The sequence below is a fragment of the Pseudomonas pisciculturae genome, assembly GCF_015461805.1.
In the GTDB taxonomy this organism is placed as follows: Bacteria; Pseudomonadota; Gammaproteobacteria; order Pseudomonadales; family Pseudomonadaceae; genus Aquipseudomonas; species Aquipseudomonas pisciculturae.
Window position 1 is genome coordinate 257,834 of sequence record NZ_JACVZE010000005.1, and the last position, 17,387, is coordinate 275,220.

The 17,387-nt window shown below is 62.0% G+C and carries 17 protein-coding genes; 8 read left to right on the plus strand and 9 right to left on the minus strand.

Annotation, left to right across the window (positions count from 1 at the left end):
* The first annotated feature begins 122 nt into the window (after positions 1–122).
* Positions 123–1,067, plus strand: coding sequence for a GlxA family transcriptional regulator (locus ICY20_RS15695; RefSeq protein ID WP_194937917.1), 945 nt, complete (start codon positions 123–125; stop codon positions 1,065–1,067).
* Here ICY20_RS15695 and ICY20_RS15700 read toward each other — a convergent pair.
* The 5 genes from ICY20_RS15700 to ICY20_RS15720 form a co-directional block, all read right to left on the minus strand.
* Positions 1,045–1,551, minus strand: a complete 507-nt coding sequence (locus ICY20_RS15700; protein ID WP_194937918.1) for a GNAT family N-acetyltransferase — start codon at positions 1,549–1,551, stop codon at positions 1,045–1,047. The two genes, ICY20_RS15695 and ICY20_RS15700, sit on opposite strands and share 23 nt — an antisense overlap.
* Positions 1,552–1,825: 274 nt before the next feature.
* Positions 1,826–2,644 carry a sugar phosphate isomerase/epimerase family protein gene (locus tag ICY20_RS15705; RefSeq protein ID WP_159963437.1) on the minus strand — a complete coding sequence of 273 codons (819 nt, stop codon included), beginning with the start codon at positions 2,642–2,644 and terminating at the stop codon, positions 1,826–1,828.
* A gap of 1 nt (position 2,645) precedes the next feature.
* Complete coding sequence (locus ICY20_RS15710) at positions 2,646–3,845, minus strand: NAD(P)/FAD-dependent oxidoreductase (RefSeq protein WP_194937919.1); 1,200 nt, start codon at positions 3,843–3,845, stop codon at positions 2,646–2,648.
* 2 nt (positions 3,846–3,847) lie between these two features.
* Complete coding sequence (locus ICY20_RS15715) at positions 3,848–4,168, minus strand: MocE family 2Fe-2S type ferredoxin (RefSeq protein ID WP_194937920.1); 321 nt, start codon at positions 4,166–4,168, stop codon at positions 3,848–3,850.
* Between the two features lie 28 nt (positions 4,169–4,196).
* The gene (locus ICY20_RS15720) at positions 4,197–5,291 is read right to left on the minus strand and encodes a fatty acid desaturase family protein (protein ID WP_159963440.1); all 1,095 of its coding nucleotides are present in this window, start codon (positions 5,289–5,291) and stop codon (positions 4,197–4,199) included.
* A 162-nt stretch (positions 5,292–5,453) separates the two neighbouring features.
* Here ICY20_RS15720 and ICY20_RS15725 point away from each other — a divergent pair, with 162 nt between their 5' ends.
* Positions 5,454–6,503 (plus strand): LacI family DNA-binding transcriptional regulator, encoded by a 1,050-nt coding sequence (locus tag ICY20_RS15725; RefSeq protein WP_194937921.1) that lies wholly within the window; start codon positions 5,454–5,456, stop codon positions 6,501–6,503.
* Between the two features lie 128 nt (positions 6,504–6,631).
* Here ICY20_RS15725 and ICY20_RS15730 read toward each other — a convergent pair whose 3' ends face one another.
* Positions 6,632–8,593, minus strand: a complete 1,962-nt coding sequence (locus ICY20_RS15730) for a sigma-54 interaction domain-containing protein (RefSeq protein ID WP_194937922.1) — start codon at positions 8,591–8,593, stop codon at positions 6,632–6,634.
* A gap of 185 nt (positions 8,594–8,778) precedes the next feature.
* Between ICY20_RS15730 and ICY20_RS15735 the strand changes: the two genes are divergently transcribed.
* From ICY20_RS15735 to ICY20_RS15755, 5 genes are all read left to right on the plus strand, one after another.
* Positions 8,779–9,783 (plus strand): Gfo/Idh/MocA family oxidoreductase, encoded by a 1,005-nt coding sequence (locus tag ICY20_RS15735; RefSeq protein WP_194937923.1) that lies wholly within the window; start codon positions 8,779–8,781, stop codon positions 9,781–9,783.
* Positions 9,780–10,559 (plus strand): TIM barrel protein, encoded by a 780-nt coding sequence (locus tag ICY20_RS15740; RefSeq protein WP_194937924.1) that lies wholly within the window; start codon positions 9,780–9,782, stop codon positions 10,557–10,559. Before ICY20_RS15735 ends, ICY20_RS15740 begins: the two co-directional genes overlap by 4 nt.
* Positions 10,560–10,578: 19 nt before the next feature.
* Positions 10,579–11,505 carry a sugar ABC transporter substrate-binding protein gene (locus ICY20_RS15745; protein WP_194937925.1) on the plus strand — a complete coding sequence of 309 codons (927 nt, stop codon included), beginning with the start codon at positions 10,579–10,581 and terminating at the stop codon, positions 11,503–11,505.
* A 257-nt stretch (positions 11,506–11,762) separates the two neighbouring features.
* Positions 11,763–12,131: a response regulator transcription factor gene (locus tag ICY20_RS15750; RefSeq protein WP_159963125.1), complete on the plus strand. Its 369-nt coding sequence runs from the start codon at positions 11,763–11,765 to the stop codon at positions 12,129–12,131.
* A gap of 133 nt (positions 12,132–12,264) precedes the next feature.
* The gene (locus ICY20_RS15755; protein WP_194937926.1) at positions 12,265–13,464 is read left to right on the plus strand and encodes an NAD(P)/FAD-dependent oxidoreductase; all 1,200 of its coding nucleotides are present in this window, start codon (positions 12,265–12,267) and stop codon (positions 13,462–13,464) included.
* A 236-nt stretch (positions 13,465–13,700) separates the two neighbouring features.
* On the opposite strand, the gene ICY20_RS15760 is transcribed toward ICY20_RS15755, so the two are convergent.
* From ICY20_RS15760 to ICY20_RS15770, 3 genes are all read right to left on the minus strand, one after another.
* Positions 13,701–14,885 carry a sugar transporter gene (locus ICY20_RS15760; protein ID WP_159963123.1) on the minus strand — a complete coding sequence of 395 codons (1,185 nt, stop codon included), beginning with the start codon at positions 14,883–14,885 and terminating at the stop codon, positions 13,701–13,703.
* 123 nt (positions 14,886–15,008) lie between these two features.
* Positions 15,009–15,362 (minus strand): type 1 fimbrial protein, encoded by a 354-nt coding sequence (locus ICY20_RS15765; RefSeq protein WP_194937927.1) that lies wholly within the window; start codon positions 15,360–15,362, stop codon positions 15,009–15,011.
* An 86-nt stretch (positions 15,363–15,448) separates the two neighbouring features.
* Positions 15,449–16,447: a bile acid:sodium symporter family protein gene (locus ICY20_RS15770; RefSeq protein ID WP_194937928.1), complete on the minus strand. Its 999-nt coding sequence runs from the start codon at positions 16,445–16,447 to the stop codon at positions 15,449–15,451.
* Between the two features lie 85 nt (positions 16,448–16,532).
* Between ICY20_RS15770 and ICY20_RS15775 the strand changes: the two genes are divergently transcribed.
* Positions 16,533–17,321 (plus strand): AraC family transcriptional regulator, encoded by a 789-nt coding sequence (locus ICY20_RS15775; protein ID WP_194937929.1) that lies wholly within the window; start codon positions 16,533–16,535, stop codon positions 17,319–17,321.
* Positions 17,322–17,387 lie beyond the last annotated feature (66 nt).

Genomic DNA, 17,387 nt, shown 5'->3' on the forward strand with positions numbered 1-17,387 from the left:
GGAGTTGGGCTAAACCCTCACAATGTCATATCCGCAAGGATTCCGGACACGCCCCACTGCCCAGTTGCCGTTTGCCTGGCACACGCCGACAATCCCCCCTCCCACGCCCTTGGAGAACGACGATGCACAGTGTTGCGCTGATGGTTTACCCGAACTTCCAATCCCTGAGCCTCAGCCTGGGCTCGGTGTTTGAGTGCGCGAACCTGCTGCGGGGCGAGCCGGCGTATGAGTTTCACCTGGTGTCGGAGTGCGGCGGCGCGGTGATGACGTCCCAGGGGTTTTCGGTGAACACCACGCCGATCCGACCCGAGGGCTACGACACGCTGGTCGTCAGCGGCTATTTGGAATTTCGCCTGCCGGAAGCCAATCTGCTTGAGCTGGTCAAGGCCGCCTCCGCGCAATCGCGGCGTGTGGCCTCGCTGTGCATGGGTATTTTCGTGCTGGCCGAAGCCGGGCTGCTGGACGGCAAGCGCACCACCACCCACTGGATCCACGCGCCGGCCTTTCGCAAGCGCTACCCGCATATCCATCTGGAAGAAGACAAGTTGTTCGTGGTGGACGGCCAAGTGTGGACCGGCGCCGGCATGAGCGCAGGCGTGGACTTGGCACTGGCGATGGTGGAGAACGACCTGGGCAGCGACCTCGCCCGACGCATTGCACGCAAACTGGTGATCGCCCAGCGCCGAGGCAGCGAGCAGTCGCAGTTGTCAGCGTTGTTGGAGCTGGACCCAAAATCAGACCGCGTGCAACTGGCCCTGGCTTACGCCCGCGAGAACCTCACGCACGACTTGTCGGTGGAGGCCCTGGCCGATGTGGCGCGGCTCAGCCCACGCCAGTTCAGCCGCGTGTTTCGCGAAGAAACCGGGCAGACGCCGGCCAAGGCCATTGAGTCTCTTAGGGTCGAGGCTGCCCGGGCGATGATGGAAACCAGCCGCCACCCGGTGGAAGTGGTGGCCCGCGAAACCGGCTTCGGTGATCGCGAGCGCATGCGCCAGGCCTTTCTACGCGCCTTCGGCCAACCGCCGCAGGCAATGCAGCAGGCGTTTAATGCAGCGCCGCCCGCGTGATCAGGTAGCTCACCAACTGCGGGTCATCATCCAGCTCAAGTGTTTGCACCGGGCGCGGCAGGTTATCCAGCACCGTGCGCCAGAACGCTTGCGACACTTCATCCTGATCATAGAACCGCACCAGCCAATTGGCCTGCCCGCTGCACAGCACCTGGCTGGCAATGGCGCGGCCAATGCCCTTGCGGCGATAACGCTTGAGGATAAACAGATCGGCCAGCTCCAAAGCGTCGATGCCTGGCAACTCGCTGCCTTCGATCAACAGGAAGCCCGCTATATAGCCATCCACCAACAGCAGATTGGCGCTCCATTGCGGGTCTTGCCAGTAGCGAGCCAGGTGTTCGTCATGGATGTAGAAACGGCCATCTTCTTCCACATCTTCCTGCTCCCAGTCTGACGACTCATAGGCGTAGTACTGGTAGAGATTGCGGATCAGCGCGGCTTCTTCAGGGCCGGTCTGGATCAATTCGACGGTGGTTTCGGACATGGGGCTCTCAGGTGAAAAACGCAGGGCGCCATTGTTCACAAAACCTGGGGTCAGTCCAATAGGGCAGCGTACCTTTCTGCTGGCTGATGGGCGATGCGCAGGGCTTGCCTGATCGGTCACCGTTCCAACATCACCGATAATCCAGTGTGGGAGCGGGCTTGCTCGCGAAAGCGGTGGGTCAGTAGATGTAGATGGTGGCTGACCCACCGCGCTCGCGAGCAAGCCCGCTCCCACATTTGAATTTGTGTCAGGTTCAGAAAATGTCTCCACCGCATCATTGCTGGCAACTGCGCCACACCTCACGTATCAACGCCTGCATCTTCACGGCTTCAGCCCACCGATCACTGATCTCGCGACCATCGGCCCCGGTGATCGCATAGGGTGGCGGGCCCAGCTCGCACGTGAAGGACAGGCTTTGCGGCGTGTTGGGGCGCGCGAGCCAGTCTTCAATCCCGTAGCGCCACCACTCGGTGAAGCGCTGCACCCAGGCTTGATGCTGAGGAAACTCCAGCGAGACCTGCACCTGTTCGCTGCTGGCCACACGGCCATGAAAACCCCAGCTGTGACGCAGAATGGTACGGATCTGTTCATCGTCCTCGGCGGCACCTGGCTCAGGCAGTTCGCGACCGACAACGTAGTGGGACAGGTCGGCCAGCAATTTCAAATCGGGCATCTGCGCCAGCAGGTCGAGGGTGAACAGCAAATCGTTGGTCAGGCGATAGCGGTGGGTTTCCAGCAACACCGGAAAGTCCACTTGCTCGGCCAGCCGTTGCCAGCCTTCCACCAAACGCCCGGCCTCCACCTGCGTGCGCGGCCGCACATCGGCTTGCAGGGTGAGGTGGTGACAGCCATAGCGGCTGATCACATCCAGCGCGGCCGCCAAGTCATCCACCGATTGCGGGAATAGCTGACCTTCGATCTGCAAGCCCCGTTCAGCAGTGGCGGCGTGCAGGCGCGCGACGTCGGCGGGCTTCCAGTAGTGGTCGGTGATGCCGTCGAAACCGGCAGCCTTGATGCGGTCGAGCTGGGCTTCCAGCGGGCCGGGCTCGGTCTGCATCGCCCACAGGGATTGGAACACCAGAAATTGGCGCATATCAGCCTCGCAACAGTGGCTTGAGGGACAGCTCGGGATCGGCCAGGCTGGTCGGGTTGAGTGGGGTGCGTGCACTGATCAAGCGTTCGCAGAGCTTGATGTCCTTGGCCACGCTGTTGCCCGGCGCCCAGCCGCAGGCGCCTTGCAAACGCTGATCGGCATCGAGGTAGAACAGCAAGAGACCACCGCCGGGCAATGCACGCGTGATCACGGAATCCGTCATCATACCCACGGTCAGCAGGCCCCAGTGGTACTGGTCGGACCAAAAACCGGGGAGCGCATCAAACCCAATCTCGCGCCCCAGCAGGTTCAATGCGGCGTGCCGGCCCTGAGCTTCGGCATTGCGCCAGGTTTCCTGGCGCTGATAGAGACCATCCAAACGAAACTCACACACATCGCCTGCCGCATAGATATTGGGGGCGCTGGTACGCAGGTACTCATCGACGCGAATGCCCTGCCCTACGTCCAACCCGGCCGCTGTGGCGAGTTCGATATTGGGTTGCATGCCGATGCCCACCACCACCAGGTCGCAGGGCAGCCGCTGCCCATCCACCAACAGCACGGCATCGGCCTGGATGGATTCGAGTGCCACATTCAAGCGCACGTCCACACCTTGTTCACGGTGCAAATCCAGCAACGCCTGGGAGATCACTGGCGCCAGCACCCGGCCGGCCAGGCGTGGGCCAGCCTCCAGCACCGTCACCTCGCAACCGAGCCCGCGTGCAGTCGCCGCCACTTCAAGGCCGATAAAACCGCCGCCCACCACCACCAGCCGCGTGCCGGGCTTGAGCGCACTGCGCAAGGCCAGCGCTTCATCATGGGTGCGCAGGTAAAGCACGTTGGCGTGTTGCTGGGGCAAACGCCGCGCCCGGCCGCCGGTGGCCAGCAGCAAGCCGGCGTAGGGCAACCACTGGCCGTCGGCGAGTTGCAGACGGTGTTGGTGTGGCTCTAACCGGGTGACGGGGTTGGCGCCGATATGCTCGATGCCCAACTCGGTCAACCGGTCGTTATCGAACAGGCTGTAACCCGCCAAATCCGCCGTGCCTTGCAAGAGCCCCTTGGACAGTGGCGGGCGCTCATAGGGCAGGTGCGGCTCGTCGCCGATCAGGATCAGGCGCCCGGTGTAGCCTTCTTCGCGCAGGGTGAGCGCCGCACGGCCACCGGCATGGCCGGCGCCGACGATGATCAAGGGAGCGTTCATGTTCAGGCCGTGACAGCGAGCAATACCCGCCCCGCTTCGACCCGTACCGGGTAGGTCTTGAGGTTGACGCACACCGGTGCGCCCATGGCTTTGCCGGTGCGATAATCAAAGCGTCCGTTGTGCTTGGGGCACTCGATCACGTGGTCCATCACCAGGCCGTCGGCGAGGTGGATTTTTTCATGGGTGCACAGGCCGGCGGTGGCGAAAAACTCATTCTCGGCCGAACGGTACACCGCATACGTATGGGACCCGTGATCGAAGCGCAGCACGTCTTCTTCGTCGATATCGTCCATGGCGCAGACGTCGATCCATTCATCGTTCATGGCGTTCTCTCTTATTTTTTAAAGATGGTCAGCTGACAGCCGCTTGCGCATGTGACGGAACATCGGCAGACGGCTCTGCACTCGGCCGAATCGGGCGTTGGACGAAGTAATTCGGATCGCTGCGCTGCTTCCAAATGGTCGGCAGGATCTCCTTGTAGGCCTCGAAGATATTCGCGTACGGCGGTGGGCAGTCGTTGCGGATTTCTTCGTGCAACTGCTCGAGTGCGTGGTACGGCACCATCGGGTACATGTGGTGTTCGAGGTGGTAGTTCATGTCCATGTAGATAAAACGCAGCACACGGTTCATGTAGATGGTGCGGCAGTTGCTGCGATGGTCCAGCACGTCTTCGGCCAGGCCCACATGCTGGGTGAGGCCGAACAGGTAGCCAAGCCAGGCGCCGTAGATACTCGGCAGGCCTATCAACATCAGCGGCAACCAGCTGTGCAGGTACAGGGCGCTGCCGATGATCACGGCATAGATGGCGACCCAGATACGTGCGGCGCGGAACACCTTGGGCCACTCGGACTCAGGGATGAAGTCGGCCTCTTGAGCACTCATCTGGCCCATGGCATGGCGCGCCACACCGCTGAAGGTCTTCCAGGCCAAAGGCAGGTTGAACACGCTGAGGAACATCATCAAGAAGCTCGGCGGGCGCGGCTCGACGATCTCCGGGTCACGGCCAACGACGATGGTGTCGGTGTGGTGCCGTGCATGGCTCCAGCGCCACACATGGGGCTCGAAGATGCACATGAAGCTGGCGACCTGGTACAGCACGTCGTTCATCCAGCGAGTCTTGAACGCCGTGCCGTGGCCGGTCTCGTGCCAGCGTGGGTTGGAGGCGGTGCCGTAGAGCACGCCGTAGGCGAGGAAAAACGGCACGCAGGCCCACGTGCCCCAGAACCAGTAGCCGCCAAACCCGGTGGCGAACAACGCGCTGACCCAGATTGCAGTGTCGCGCAGTGCCGGGCCGTCGCGGCGTTGCATCAGTTCTTTCATGCGTTTACGGGAAATCGGCGATTGGTACCAACTGGCCGAGACCAGGCCTTTTTCGGCGGCGCGGGCGGCTTCGGGGCCGGTGAGGCTGTAGTCGCGCCGTTGGGAGTGAGCGGTGTGTTCAGGCATTGTTATTGTTCTCCGCAAGCGTGGGGTTTCAGGTGCTTTGCTGGAGAAAATATAGAGAGCGCACAAATGCGCCTCAAGGGCTTGAATCCATTCCCTATCAAGCTATCATCCAGGCCCAGCGGGGCTTGATAGTTTTCTATCAAGACGCAATAAGGGCTTGTCATGAACAATAATAAACGCCCAACCATCGCCACCGTGGCCGCGCAGGCGGGCCTCAGCGTGGCCACCGTCGATCGGGTATTGAATGCCCGTGCACCGGTTAATCCGGAAACGGCCGAACAAGTGTTCCAGGCCGCCGAAGCCGTGGGTTACTTTGCTGCCCGACTGATTGGCCAGCGCATTCGTGAACGCCGCCCTACCTATCGCTTCGGCATCCTGTTGCTGGCCACCGCTCAAGCGTTCTACGCGACCCTTGCGCAGTCGATTGCCGCGGCAGCCGAGCACCATGCCGGCGCCAACCTCACGTGCCAGTTCGAGTACATCGTGGACCGCAGCCCCAGCGCTATCGTCGCGCAGATCGAACAACTGGCCGTGCAGTGCGATGGCCTTGCGGTGGTCAGCTTTGCCCACCCGTTGATCAACGCCTGCCTGGCGCAGATCCGCACAGCCGGTGTGCCCGTGGTCGCGTTACTGTCGGATATCCACGAGCAGGCCGATGAACCCTACATCGGCCAGGACAACCACGTCGTTGGCCGCACCATGGGCTGGCTGCTCGCCCGCACCTGCGGCGCACGCAAAGGCAGCGTGGGGATTCTGCTCGGCGGCCACCGTTTTCTCGGCCACCAGGCCCGGGTTGAAGGCCTGCACAGCTACCTCGCCGAGCACGCGCCAGGGCTCAAGCCACTTGAGCCGCTGATCAACCTCGACAACAGCGACATCACCGAAGAAGCCACCCTCGACCTGATCACCCGTCACACCGACCTGCGCGGCCTGTGCGTGGTTGGCGGGGGTGGCGACGGCATCATCAATGCCCTGGCGCAGCTGCCCAAGCGGCCTGATTTGTGTTGCATCCTGCAGGAGTCCACCGAGCTGTCCCGCCAGGCGCTGAGCCAAGGGTTGATTGATGTGGTGATGGACTCACAACCGCGCCAGACAGGCGTGGCGTTGATTGAGTTGCTACTGACGTTGCAGACCTGCGACGCCTTTGATCCGGTGCGGCATCGGGTGTATATACCGCCGCAAATCGTGACGTCGGAGAACCTGTCTGCATGACACACAGAGATCAAATGTGGGAGCAGGCTTGCTCGCGAATGCAGGGTGTCAGTCACTGCATCTGTCACTGACCCACCGCATTCGCGAGCAAGCCCGCTCCCACATTTGAACTGCGCCAGCCTTAAACTTCAGTGCCCGCGAAAGTCCCCGGCATTCAAACCAAACCGGCTCATCTTGTTGTACAGCCCGCCCCTCGACACATTCAGCTGTTGCGCAGCCAAGCGGATGTTGCCACCGGTGGCTTGCAGCGCGGCGACGATGGCGTTCATTTCATGACTGCTCAAGTCTTGAGCCGGTTGCGGCTCGTGCAAGCGTGTCGGTGAGCGGTGCCGGGCTTCCAGTGGCAGGTCGGCCGGCTGGATCAGCTCGCCCATGGCCAGGTTGGTCGCGCGCTCGATGCTGTTTTCCAGCTCGCGCACGTTGCCCGGCCAGCCGTAGGCCGAGAGCAATGCCAGGGCATCCGGGGCGAAACCCTGCACCGATTTGCGCAGCGAGCGGGCGCAGCGTGCAAGGAAGTAACGCGCCAGCAGCGGGATATCTTCACGGCGCATGCGCAGCGGTGGCACGGTCAAGTTCAGCACGTTGAGGCGGTAGTAAAGGTCTTCGCGAAACGCCCCTTCGGCCACCGCTTGGCTCAAGTTGCGGTGGGTCGCCGCAATGATGCGCACGTCTACTTGCCGCGAGTTTTTCGCGCCGACGCGGGTCACTTCACCCTCCTGCAATACCCGCAGCAGGCTGACCTGGGCGTCAAACGACATGTCGCCAATTTCATCGAGAAAAATAGTGCCGCCATCCGCCAACTCAAACTTGCCCGCCGAACCGCCTCGGGTGGCGCCTGTAAACGCGCCCTCGACGTGCCCGAACAGTTCGCTTTGCACCAGGTCCCGTGGAATCGCGCCGCAGTTCACCGCCACAAACGGGCCTTTGTGACGGTCGCTGCCATTGTGGATTGCCTGGGCAAACAGCTCCTTGCCGGTGCCGCTTTCGCCAAGGATAAGGGTGGTGGAATCGCTGCGACTGGCGATGCGGCCCAAGTGCAGCGCGTCCTGGATCGCCCGCGAGCTGCCCTGGATGGTGTCGAAGGTGTATCTGGCCTGGGTGCCGATGATGCGCCGGGTGATTTCGCGGATACGGCGGTTCTCGCGCAGCGACACGATCACCCCGCCCTGCTCCAGTGGGCACACTGAGACCAGGCAGGCGAGTTGACTGCGGTCGTGCAGGTGGAAGGTGCAATCGAGGTCGCGCACCGGCTCGCCAAGGCTGTCGCTCAGTTCGCTGCGGCCCAGTTGCTGGAATGGGCTGCCGATCAACTCCAGCCCCACCCCGAACAGTTGTCGCGCATAACGGTTGAGCGCCTTGATGCAGCCGCGTTCATCCAGCACCACCAGGCCTTCGTTGAGTACTTCGAGCACGGTTTGCTGTTCTTCCAGCAGCCCTTGTAAGGCCATCTGGCGTGACACGGCATCGGCCGCCGCCTGAACGGTGCCCAGCGTATGGAAATGAAACCAGCCAGGTTCGGCAGTCAGGGTGAGCATGGCCAAGGTCTCGCCCTGGGCATTCTTGATCGGCGCGGCGGCGCAGTGCATGCGGCGCTGGCGCAGGCCAATGCCGAAGTTTTCTTCGGCGAGCACATACACCAGATGATCTTGGGCCAATGCCAGCCCGGTGCAGTTGGTGCCTTGCACAGCCTCCAACAGGCGACTGCCCACCGGGGTGATATCCAACCCACAGAAATACAGGGTGGTGCCCTGGGCATCGGTAAGGTTGATATGCCCGCGCGGGTTGTAGGCCAACAGGCCATGCATGACTTGCGCAGCGGCGGCGATCAGCACGCGATGTGTCGCCAACGTTGCGACCAAGGCCTCGGGGCTGACGAAGCGATAGGCGTTGTCAGCAGGGTCGATACCCGCCTCGACACTGCGCCGCCATGAGTCCCAGATCACTTGCCGCACTTGAGGCGGGCGCTCGACCTGACCGGCCAGGCAATCGCGCCATGCCTGCTCCAACGCGGCGACCGGGCCTCCATTAAGGGCCGCCGGCCCCAAGGCCGTGAGGTAGTCGAGGTCTTGTACGCTGAATGCCATGGTCATTGGGGGTATCCATGTTCATGTTTTTGACATGTCAGTATAGGCATGTCATTGAAATGAACACTTTTTGTTTTTTGATTTTAATTATTCTATAAATATCAACGAATTAAAAACTGGCACAACCTTTGCTCTTACCTCTTTGCCCATCAGGACCGTCCTGAGGCCAACAATAAAAAAGGGGTCATTTCATGAGTACACAGAACATCCGCCTGGGTTTGATCGGTGCCGGCCGCATGGGCAGCTTCCACGGTTTGACGGCGGCTCGGCACATCCCCGGCGCCAGCCTGACCGCCATTGCCGACCCGACCCCAGGCCAAGCCGCCCGCCTCGCTGCCGAGCTGGGGGTGGCCAAGGTCTACACCGACCCACAGCAACTGCTCAACGACCCGGATATCGACGGCGTAATCATCGCCGCCCCCGCCCGCAGCCATGCTGAACTGGTCATCAGCGCCGCCCGCGCCGGCAAGGGGATCTTCTGCGAAAAACCGATGGCCATCACCCTCGATGAAGCCGACCGCGCCATCGCTGCCGCCGCCGACGCTCGCGTGCCGTTGCAGGTCGGCTTCAACCGCCGCTTCGCCAAGAGCTTTCGCACCGCCCATCTCGATGTCGTGGCTGGCCGTATCGGCACCCCGCAATTGCTGCGCTCGCTGACCCGCGACCCGGCGCTGAACAACCCGGCCAACTCGCCGCAGTGGGTGATCTTCCTCGAAACCCTGATCCATGACTTCGACACCTTGCGCTATCTCAACCCCGGCGCCGAAGCCGTGCAAGTGCACGTGATGGCGGACGCGTTGATCGCCCCGGACTTCAAGAGCAAAGGCTTCCTCGACACCGCAGTGGTCACCATCCGCTTCGATAACGGCGCGATTGCCACCGCCGAGGCCAACTTCCAGGCGGTGTATGGCTACGACGTACGCGGTGAAGTGTTCGGCAGCGCAGGCATGCTGACCATGGGCGGCGTCAACGAGTCGGACCTGGTGCGCTACCTGGCCCAAGGCATCCAGGCCGACACCCAGCGCCTGGACACCGACCTGCTGCGCGACGCCTACATCGCCGAGCTCAACCACTTCGCCGAGTGCCTGCGCACCGGCGCCAAGCCCCTGGCCAGCGGCGAAGACGCCCGCGCCGCCCTGGCGATTGCCCGTGCGTGCATCGAGTCCTTCCAACAAGGCCAGGCGGTGGCCGTATGAGCCCGTTCAAACTGGCAATCAGTGCCGAGATGGTGTTTCTCGACCTGCCGTTTATCGAGCGCGTCAAACGCATCCATGCGCTGGGCTTCAGTGCCGAAATCTGGAACTGGACCAATAAAGATATCGGCGCGCTGGTGGCGACCGGCGCCGACTTTACGTCGATGACCGGCTACATCACCGGCACCCTGACCGACCCGGACGGCATCCGCCAATTGCTCGACAGCGCGCGTGAGTCCATCGGGGTTGCCGAGCAGCTCAACTGCCCGAGCCTCAACCTGCATGGCACCGGCCTGGGCGAAGGCGGCCTGCCCGTTCAACCCGTGAGCCAGACCACCGGGCGCATGTGGCTGAGCGCCTGCAAGGCCCTGGAAAAAATCGCACGCCTGGGCGAAGACGCCGGCCGCGTGTTCCTGCTGGAAAACCTCAACACCGAAGTCGACCACCCCGGAACCCCGTTCGCCCGCGCCGACGACACCCTGGCGCTGATCGAAGCCGTGGGCAGCCCGTACCTGAAGATGAACCTGGACCTGTACCACGCGCAGATTGGCGAAGGGAATTTGATCGAGCTGATCCAGCGTGCCGGCAACGCCATCGGCGAAATCCAGGTGGCCGATGTGCCGGGTCGCAAAGAACCCGGCACCGGTGAAATCCACTACCCTGCCATTGCCAGGGCTTTGCATGCCATGGGCTACAGCGGCGTGGTCGGCCTCGAAGGCTGGGCCAGCGGCGACAGCGAATTGGCCCTGGAGCGATTCCGCCAAGCGTTCACCCTATAACAATAAAAGGAACACCCTTATGAACCGCTATGCATTGATTGTTGCCTCGCTGTTAGTGCTGTTCAGCCCCTTGTCGTTCGCCGATTACCGCATCGGCGTGAGCATTGCCCGGGTGGACGATAACTTCATGACCTACGTGCGCAACGGCCTGGACACCGCCGCCAAGCAACAAGGCGTGAAGATCCAGTTCGAAGACGCCCAGGGCGATGTGGTGCGTCAACTCAACCAGGTCGAAGGCTTTCTGAACCAAAAGGTCGACGCGGTGATTGTGTTGCCGGTGGACACCTCCGCCACCGCCAACATCACCCGCGCCGCCGTGGCGGCCAAGACGCCGCTGGTGTACGTCAACCGCCACCCGGATGAGCGCACCCTGCCCAAGGGCGTGGTCACCGTGGCCTCCAACGACCTTGAAGCCGGGCAGTTGCAGATGCGCTACCTGGCAGAAAAACTCGACGGCAAAGGCACCGTGGCGATCATCATGGGCGACCTTGCACAAAACGCCACCCACGACCGCACTGAAGGCGCCAAGCAGGTGCTCAAGGACTTCCCCAACATCAAGGTGGTGGAACAGCAGAGCGCCGAATGGCAGCGCAGCAAGGGCATGGACCTGACCAGCAACTGGCTGCTGGCGGGTACGCAGTTCGATGCGATTGTCGCCAACAATGATGAAATGGCGATTGGCGCGGGGATGGCGTTGCAGCAAGCGGGCAAGGCCAAGGGTGAAGTGGCGATTGTCGGTATTGATGGCTTGCCGGATGGCTTGGCGGCGGTCAAGCGTGGGCTGCTGGCGGCGTCGGTGTTCCAGGACCCGAAAGCCCAGGCGGCCAAGGCGGTGGAGTCGGCAATCAAGATGATCAAGGGCGAGCCGATTGAAGCGGAGGTGTGGGTGCCGTTCGAACTCATCAAGCCCGAGCAGGTGGCGATGTTTGAGCAGCGCTACAAATAAGCCCAGAGGTGAAGATCCCAATGCGTGCGGGCTTGCTCACGATGAGCATAGGTATCTGCACAACGTTGAGCATTGCGCTGGAGCTATGGCAGCATCACGGTCGAGCGAGTTTTACCACGTGTAAACCAGCTCAACCGTGTGCCCCACCACGCAGCGCCCGCTATACGCACGTATAGTATTTTGCCGATAAGGACGGCGTATCTTGAGGTGATGGCGGGTTGCTTCCATGTGCAGCCCGATAGCCTCCAGGTATTGAAATGTCTGACACCAAGATAATTGCCGTCGTCGATGATGATGAGTCCGTTCGCATGGCATTGGATGGGCTGCTGCGCTCCAACGGCTACACCGTTCGGTTGTACGCCAATGCCGAAGCGTTCCTGGGCTCCGAAGGCCCGCGCACCTGCGCCTGCCTGATCAGCGATATCCAGATGCCCGGCCTGTCGGGCATCCAGCTTTACGAAACCCTGCATGCCCAAGGCATCGACATCCCGGTGATCTTCATCACGGGGTACTCCGGCCCATCGCCCACCCTCGCGCCCACTCTGCCGGCCCCGATTGCGTGCTTTCCCAAGCCGTTTTCCTGCGCGCAACTGATGGCCTGCCTCGAACGCCTGTTAGGTCGTTAATACCTTGGTATAGCCGCCTCACACTTACGCATGCCCGCGCTGACCCTAGGTAGAAGTGTTGAAGGCAGGCGGCCTGGTTAGTCTTTCTACACGCAGTCCCACTCATGTAACGAAGAGTCTCCAGGAGCAAACCATGAAACAGCACATTCTTATTATTGGCGCAGGGTTTGGTGGTGTGTGGAGCGCATTGAGCGCGGCCCGGCTGCTGGACAAACATAACCGCAACGACGTGCAGATCAGCCTGCTCGCCCCGCAACCCGAGCTGCGCATTCGCCCACGTTTCTACGAGGCCGATGTGCACACCATGATGGCGCCCCTTGGCCCGCTGTTTGAGGCCGTCGACGTGAATTTTATCGAAGGCGCGGCCGACAGCATCGACGAAAACGGCAAGCAGGTGACCTACCGCAACGCCGCGGGCACCTCTACCACGATCAAGTACGACCGCCTGGTGCTGGCCGCCGGCAGCCGTTTGAATCGCCCGCAGATGCAAGGGATCGAGCACGTTTTCGATGTGGATCAGATTGAAGACGCCACGCGCCTGGAAGCCCACATCAAGGCCCTGAAAAACCAGCCAGAGAGCGCCGCGCGCAATACGGTTGTCGTCGCCGGTGGCGGCTTTACCGGTATCGAAACGGCTACCGAAATGCCAGCGCGGCTACGTGAAGCCCTCGGTGACAGCGCTGACATACGCGTGATCGTGGTAGACCGCGGCCCACAGATCGCGGCATCCATGGGCGATGGCATCCGCCCATCGATCATCGAAGCAAGTACAGAACTGGGCCTGGATTGGGTGCTCAACACCTCAGTGGCATCGGTGGACGCGGGCGGCGTGACCCTGGCGAACGGCCAGCGGATTGATTCGAGCACCGTGATCTGGACCATCGGTTTTCGCGCCAACCCGCTCACCGAGCAAGTCAGCGGCACCCGCGACCCACAAGGCCGCCTGCACGTAGACGGCAACCTGAAAGTCAAAGGCCAGGCCGATGTGTTCGCCGCCGGTGACGTGGCCTACGCCGCGACCGACGAGCTGGGGAACTTCGCCGGCATGTCCTGCCAGCACGCCATCGCTCTGGGGCGCTACGCCGGCAACAACGTCGCCGCCGACCTGATCGGCGTGGCCCCGATGACGTACAGCCAGCCCAAGTACGTGACCTGCCTTGACCTCGGCGCCTGGGGCGCGGTGTTTACCGAAGGCTGGGACCGCCAGCTGAAACTGGTGGGCCAGGAAGCCAAGGAGCTCAAACACCAGATCAACACCGTCTGGATCTACCCGCCAGCCGCTGATCGCGCGGCGGCACTGGCGGCGGCAGATCCGTTGATTCCAGTGGCCTGATTCAAGCAATCCCTACACCGGGCAGCCCCCTCCTTGCTGCCCCGGTCACTCCCGAGCGCCCGCCGATGATGTTTTGGTGGGCGTTTTTTTGTAAGCGCACTCGGTCAAATGTGGGAGCTGGCTTGCCTGCGATAGCAGTCTGTCAGCCAGCACATCCGGCACTGAAAGACCGCCATCGCAGGCAAGCCAGCTCCCACATTTAGAAAGGGTTCCACTCTATATTTGTGTCGCCTGTGTCAGGTGGGTGATACACCCTGCCCAAACCGACGAATCGCCAGGCAATACATCACCAATGCCAGCACCGCCAACAACCCGCCCGCCGCGCCGATCCAGGCGAAACCAAACTGGCTGCCGACCCAGCTGCCCATCAGGGCGCCGCCGCCGATGCCGATGTTGTAGATGCCAGAAAACATCGCCATGGCCACATCCGTAGCATCCGGCGCCAGCACCAACACCTTGGACTGCATCGCCAGGCCAAAGCCCATGATCGCCATGCCCCAAAAAATGCTCAGCACCACCAGGTAGGATTCGGCGCCGCTCAACGGCAGCATCAGCGCCAGGCACGCCGCCAGGATGAATACGGCGCCGACCACAAACAGGTGCGGGTTGAAGCGGTGCACCAGGCTAAACAGCAGTGAACCGATGATGCCCGCACCGCCAAACACCAGCAGGATCAGGGTCACGGCGCTGCCACTCATGCCGGCCACGCCTTCGACGAAGGGTTCGATGTAGCTGTAGGCGGTGAATTGTGCGGTGACGGTCATGGCGGTCAGCACGTAGAGCGCCACCAATGCCGGGCGTTTGAACAGCAACGGCAGGCTGCGCAGGGAGCCGGAGTTCTGACTCGGCAGTGGCGGCAACGTGCGCGCCAGCCAGAACACCAGGGCAGCGGCAAACGCGCCGATCACCAGGAACGTGGTGCGCCAGCCCATGGCTTCACCCAGCAGGCGGCCCAGCGGAATGCCCAGCACCATCGCCAACGAAGTGCCGGTGGCCAGCAAGCCAAGGGCTTGCACCTGCTTGCCCTCCGGCGCCAGGCGTACCGCAAGCGACGCGGTGATCGACCAGAACAACGCATGGGACAAGGCAATGCCGACCCGACTGACCATCAGCAGGCCAAAACTATTGGCCACGCTGGAGAGAATATGGCTGACGATAAACATGCAGAACAACACAATCAGCAGCTTGCGCCGCTCGACGTTGCGGGTCAGCAGCATCACCGGCAGCGAGGTCAGGGACACGATCCACGCGTAAATCGTCAGCATCAGGCCGACGCTGGACACCGGCATGTCGAAGCTCGCACCAATGGCGCTGAGCAGCCCGACGGGCACGAATTCGGTGGTGTTGAACACAAAGGCGGCCAACGCGAGGGCGATGACCGGTTGCCAATTGGCTTGGGGGGTTGCGGCTGAAATGCTCATTGAAGGGCGCGGTACTCGGACGATGATCAAACGGCCACCCAGGACAAGCGCCGCCGCCGAGCATTCTATAGGTTTCTCGGCGGTGTGTTGACGCTGATCCTGATCAAAAAGCCATCAGTTTCGTCACGGTGCGGTCATGGTGACGATGTAAGCCCCCGACTGAACGGGCTTGCCGCCGGCATCCACCAGCATGTACCGCTGGTCGTAAAAACGGCCTTCACCACTGTCGGATACCAGCTTGATGTTGACGGGTGATTTGCCTACCGCCTGCACGCTGCGGACGGTCTGTACATCAAATTGATTACCACGGTAGGCCTGCGGGCACCCCTTCAATTCCAGAGTCGAGCCGCCCGAGGCGCCAGCCGCACAGCTTGGCGAGACAATACGCCCCTGAAACTGGATCACACCGCTGGCCATGCAGCCACCGGCCCACATTGCAAGAAAGCCTGAAACCACTGACAAACCTTTAACGTTCATAGCGACATTCCTTCTTGGAGTCTCAAGAAGTCAGTCGGCTTGTCAGGCGTTAACTTAAGGCCATTCGTCAGTCACTGAAGGAAAAGTTACGGGTCGACTCGCCCCATCAACTCCGGAATCGATTCCGGCCGATTGGCGTAGCGCTGCGCCAACGCCGCACAGACCATCAACTGAATCTGATGGAACAACATCAATGGCAGAATCAGCACGCCCATGCTCGCCCCGGCAAACAACACCTGCGCCATCGGCACGCCGGTCGCCAGGCTCTTCTTCGAACCGCAGAACAAGATGGTGATGCGGTCTTCCTGGTTAAACCCAAACGCCTTGGCCAGTACCGTCGACGCCACCAGCACCAACGCCAGCAACACACAGCACGCCACCACCAGGCCGCCCAGCTCCCACAGCGGGATCTGATGCCAGATGCCTTCGTTGACCGCTTCGCTGAACGCGCCGTACACCACCAGCAGGATCGAGCCCTGGTCGACGAATTTCAGCCAGGCCTTATTGCGCCCTACCCACGCACCAATCCAGCGACGGGCAATCTGCCCGGCGATAAACGGCAGCAGCAGTTGCACGCTGATTTTCAGGATGGCGTCGACGGTGGAGCTGCCCTCCCCGTGTACGTTGAGCAACAGCGTTACCAACAGCGGCGTGAGGAAGATCCCAAACAGACTGGACGCCGCCGCGCTGCAAATGGCTGCCGGGATATTGCCCCGCGCCAGTGAGGTGAAGGCAATCGCCGACTGCACCGTGGCCGGCAACGCGCAGAGGTAGAGCATGCCCATGTACAGGTCTTTGCCGATCAACGGCGACAACACCGGCTTGAGCGCCAGGCCCAACAGCGGGAACAGCACGAAGGTCAGGCTGAACACCAGCAAGTGCAGGCGCCAATGGCCCGCACCGGCAATGATGGCCTGGTTGGACAGTTTGGCGCCGTGCAGGAAAAACAGCAGCGCGATGGCCAGGTTGGTGACCCAACCAAACGCCACGGCGGTCTGGCCGCTGGCGGGCAGCAAAGAGGCGAGGATCACCGTGGCGATCAGCGTCAGGGTGAAGTTGTCGGGCAGAAAGCGGGGCCGAGTCATCAGTGGGTTCTTCCGGGGTTGCCAAGAGCGTGCTGACGACTCTAACGTAATGGTTTGTTACCGACTAACGCCAATGAGCCAGTAAATGCCGCCTAAAGGACATGACAAAACCGTGCGCCGCACGGTGCCTGGGCTTTCCAGCCTGCCCCGGCCGGTGTATGGGCGCACCGAATCTTTGCCCAATCGAGCGTTGACCCGCCGGCATAGCCACCCGTGGGTGCAATTGTCGTACGCGATTTCCGGGGTGCTGGAGATCCAAACAGCCGTCGGCCGCTTCGTCGCCCCGCCCCAGCGTGCGGTGTGGATCCCGGCCGGTGTGCCGCATCGGGTGTTCAGCTCGCCCCACACAGAAATGCGCAGCCTGTACCTCGATTGCAGCGTCACCGCCTGGGCCAGCGAGCACTGCCATGTGCTGGAAGTGAGCTGCCTGCTGCGCGAACTGATCCGCAGCTTCAGCGAGTTGCCGGTGGAATATGCCGAGGACGGCCCGGATGGGCGCTTGGCCCAGGTGGTGCTGGATCAGTTGGCAGCGGCGCCGCAAGTGGATTTGATGTTGCCGCTGCCGCTGGACCCGCGCTTGCGGCAGATCTATCGCAGTTTGAATCTGCACCCGGAGCAGCAGACCACGCTGGGCCAGTGGAGCCAGAAGCTGGGGGTGAGTGAGAAGACGTTGAGCCGGTTGTTCCTGAGAGATACCGGGCTGACCTTTCGCGCGTGGCGCCAGCGCTTGCGGCTGCTGAGCGCCCTGCCCGCCCTGGAGCAAGGCGAGCGGGTGACGGATGTGGCGTTGGGGTGCGGGTATGAGTCGACGTCGGCGTTTATCAATGCGTTTCGCCAGCAGTTTGAGGCCACGCCCGGGGAGTTTTTTCGCTGACCACCCAGATGCATCCGATGCAGGAGATCTAAATGTGGGAGGGGGCTTGCTCCCGATAGCAGTGTG

Bases quoted from the DNA above. Each gene is read 5' to 3' on its own strand.
- ICY20_RS15775 (WP_194937929.1), top strand. From the start codon at position 16,533: ATGCCGCCTAAAGGACATGACAAAACCGTGCGCCGCACGGTGCCTGGG.
- ICY20_RS15720 (WP_159963440.1), bottom strand. From the start codon at position 5,291: ATGCCTGAACACACCGCTCACTCCCAACGGCGCGACTACAGCCTCACC.
- ICY20_RS15735 (WP_194937923.1), top strand. From the start codon at position 8,779: ATGAGTACACAGAACATCCGCCTGGGTTTGATCGGTGCCGGCCGCATG.
- ICY20_RS15700 (WP_194937918.1), bottom strand. From the start codon at position 1,551: ATGTCCGAAACCACCGTCGAATTGATCCAGACCGGCCCTGAAGAAGCC.
- ICY20_RS15765 (WP_194937927.1), bottom strand. From the start codon at position 15,362: ATGAACGTTAAAGGTTTGTCAGTGGTTTCAGGCTTTCTTGCAATGTGG.
- ICY20_RS15750 (WP_159963125.1), top strand. From the start codon at position 11,763: ATGTCTGACACCAAGATAATTGCCGTCGTCGATGATGATGAGTCCGTT.
- ICY20_RS15760 (WP_159963123.1), bottom strand. From the start codon at position 14,885: ATGAGCATTTCAGCCGCAACCCCCCAAGCCAATTGGCAACCGGTCATC.
- ICY20_RS15715 (WP_194937920.1), bottom strand. From the start codon at position 4,168: ATGAACGATGAATGGATCGACGTCTGCGCCATGGACGATATCGACGAA.
- ICY20_RS15745 (WP_194937925.1), top strand. From the start codon at position 10,579: ATGAACCGCTATGCATTGATTGTTGCCTCGCTGTTAGTGCTGTTCAGC.
- ICY20_RS15725 (WP_194937921.1), top strand. From the start codon at position 5,454: ATGAACAATAATAAACGCCCAACCATCGCCACCGTGGCCGCGCAGGCG.
- ICY20_RS15695 (WP_194937917.1), top strand. From the start codon at position 123: ATGCACAGTGTTGCGCTGATGGTTTACCCGAACTTCCAATCCCTGAGC.
- ICY20_RS15730 (WP_194937922.1), bottom strand. From the start codon at position 8,593: ATGACCATGGCATTCAGCGTACAAGACCTCGACTACCTCACGGCCTTG.
- ICY20_RS15705 (WP_159963437.1), bottom strand. From the start codon at position 2,644: ATGCGCCAATTTCTGGTGTTCCAATCCCTGTGGGCGATGCAGACCGAG.
- ICY20_RS15770 (WP_194937928.1), bottom strand. From the start codon at position 16,447: ATGACTCGGCCCCGCTTTCTGCCCGACAACTTCACCCTGACGCTGATC.
- ICY20_RS15740 (WP_194937924.1), top strand. From the start codon at position 9,780: ATGAGCCCGTTCAAACTGGCAATCAGTGCCGAGATGGTGTTTCTCGAC.
- ICY20_RS15710 (WP_194937919.1), bottom strand. From the start codon at position 3,845: ATGAACGCTCCCTTGATCATCGTCGGCGCCGGCCATGCCGGTGGCCGT.
- ICY20_RS15755 (WP_194937926.1), top strand. From the start codon at position 12,265: ATGAAACAGCACATTCTTATTATTGGCGCAGGGTTTGGTGGTGTGTGG.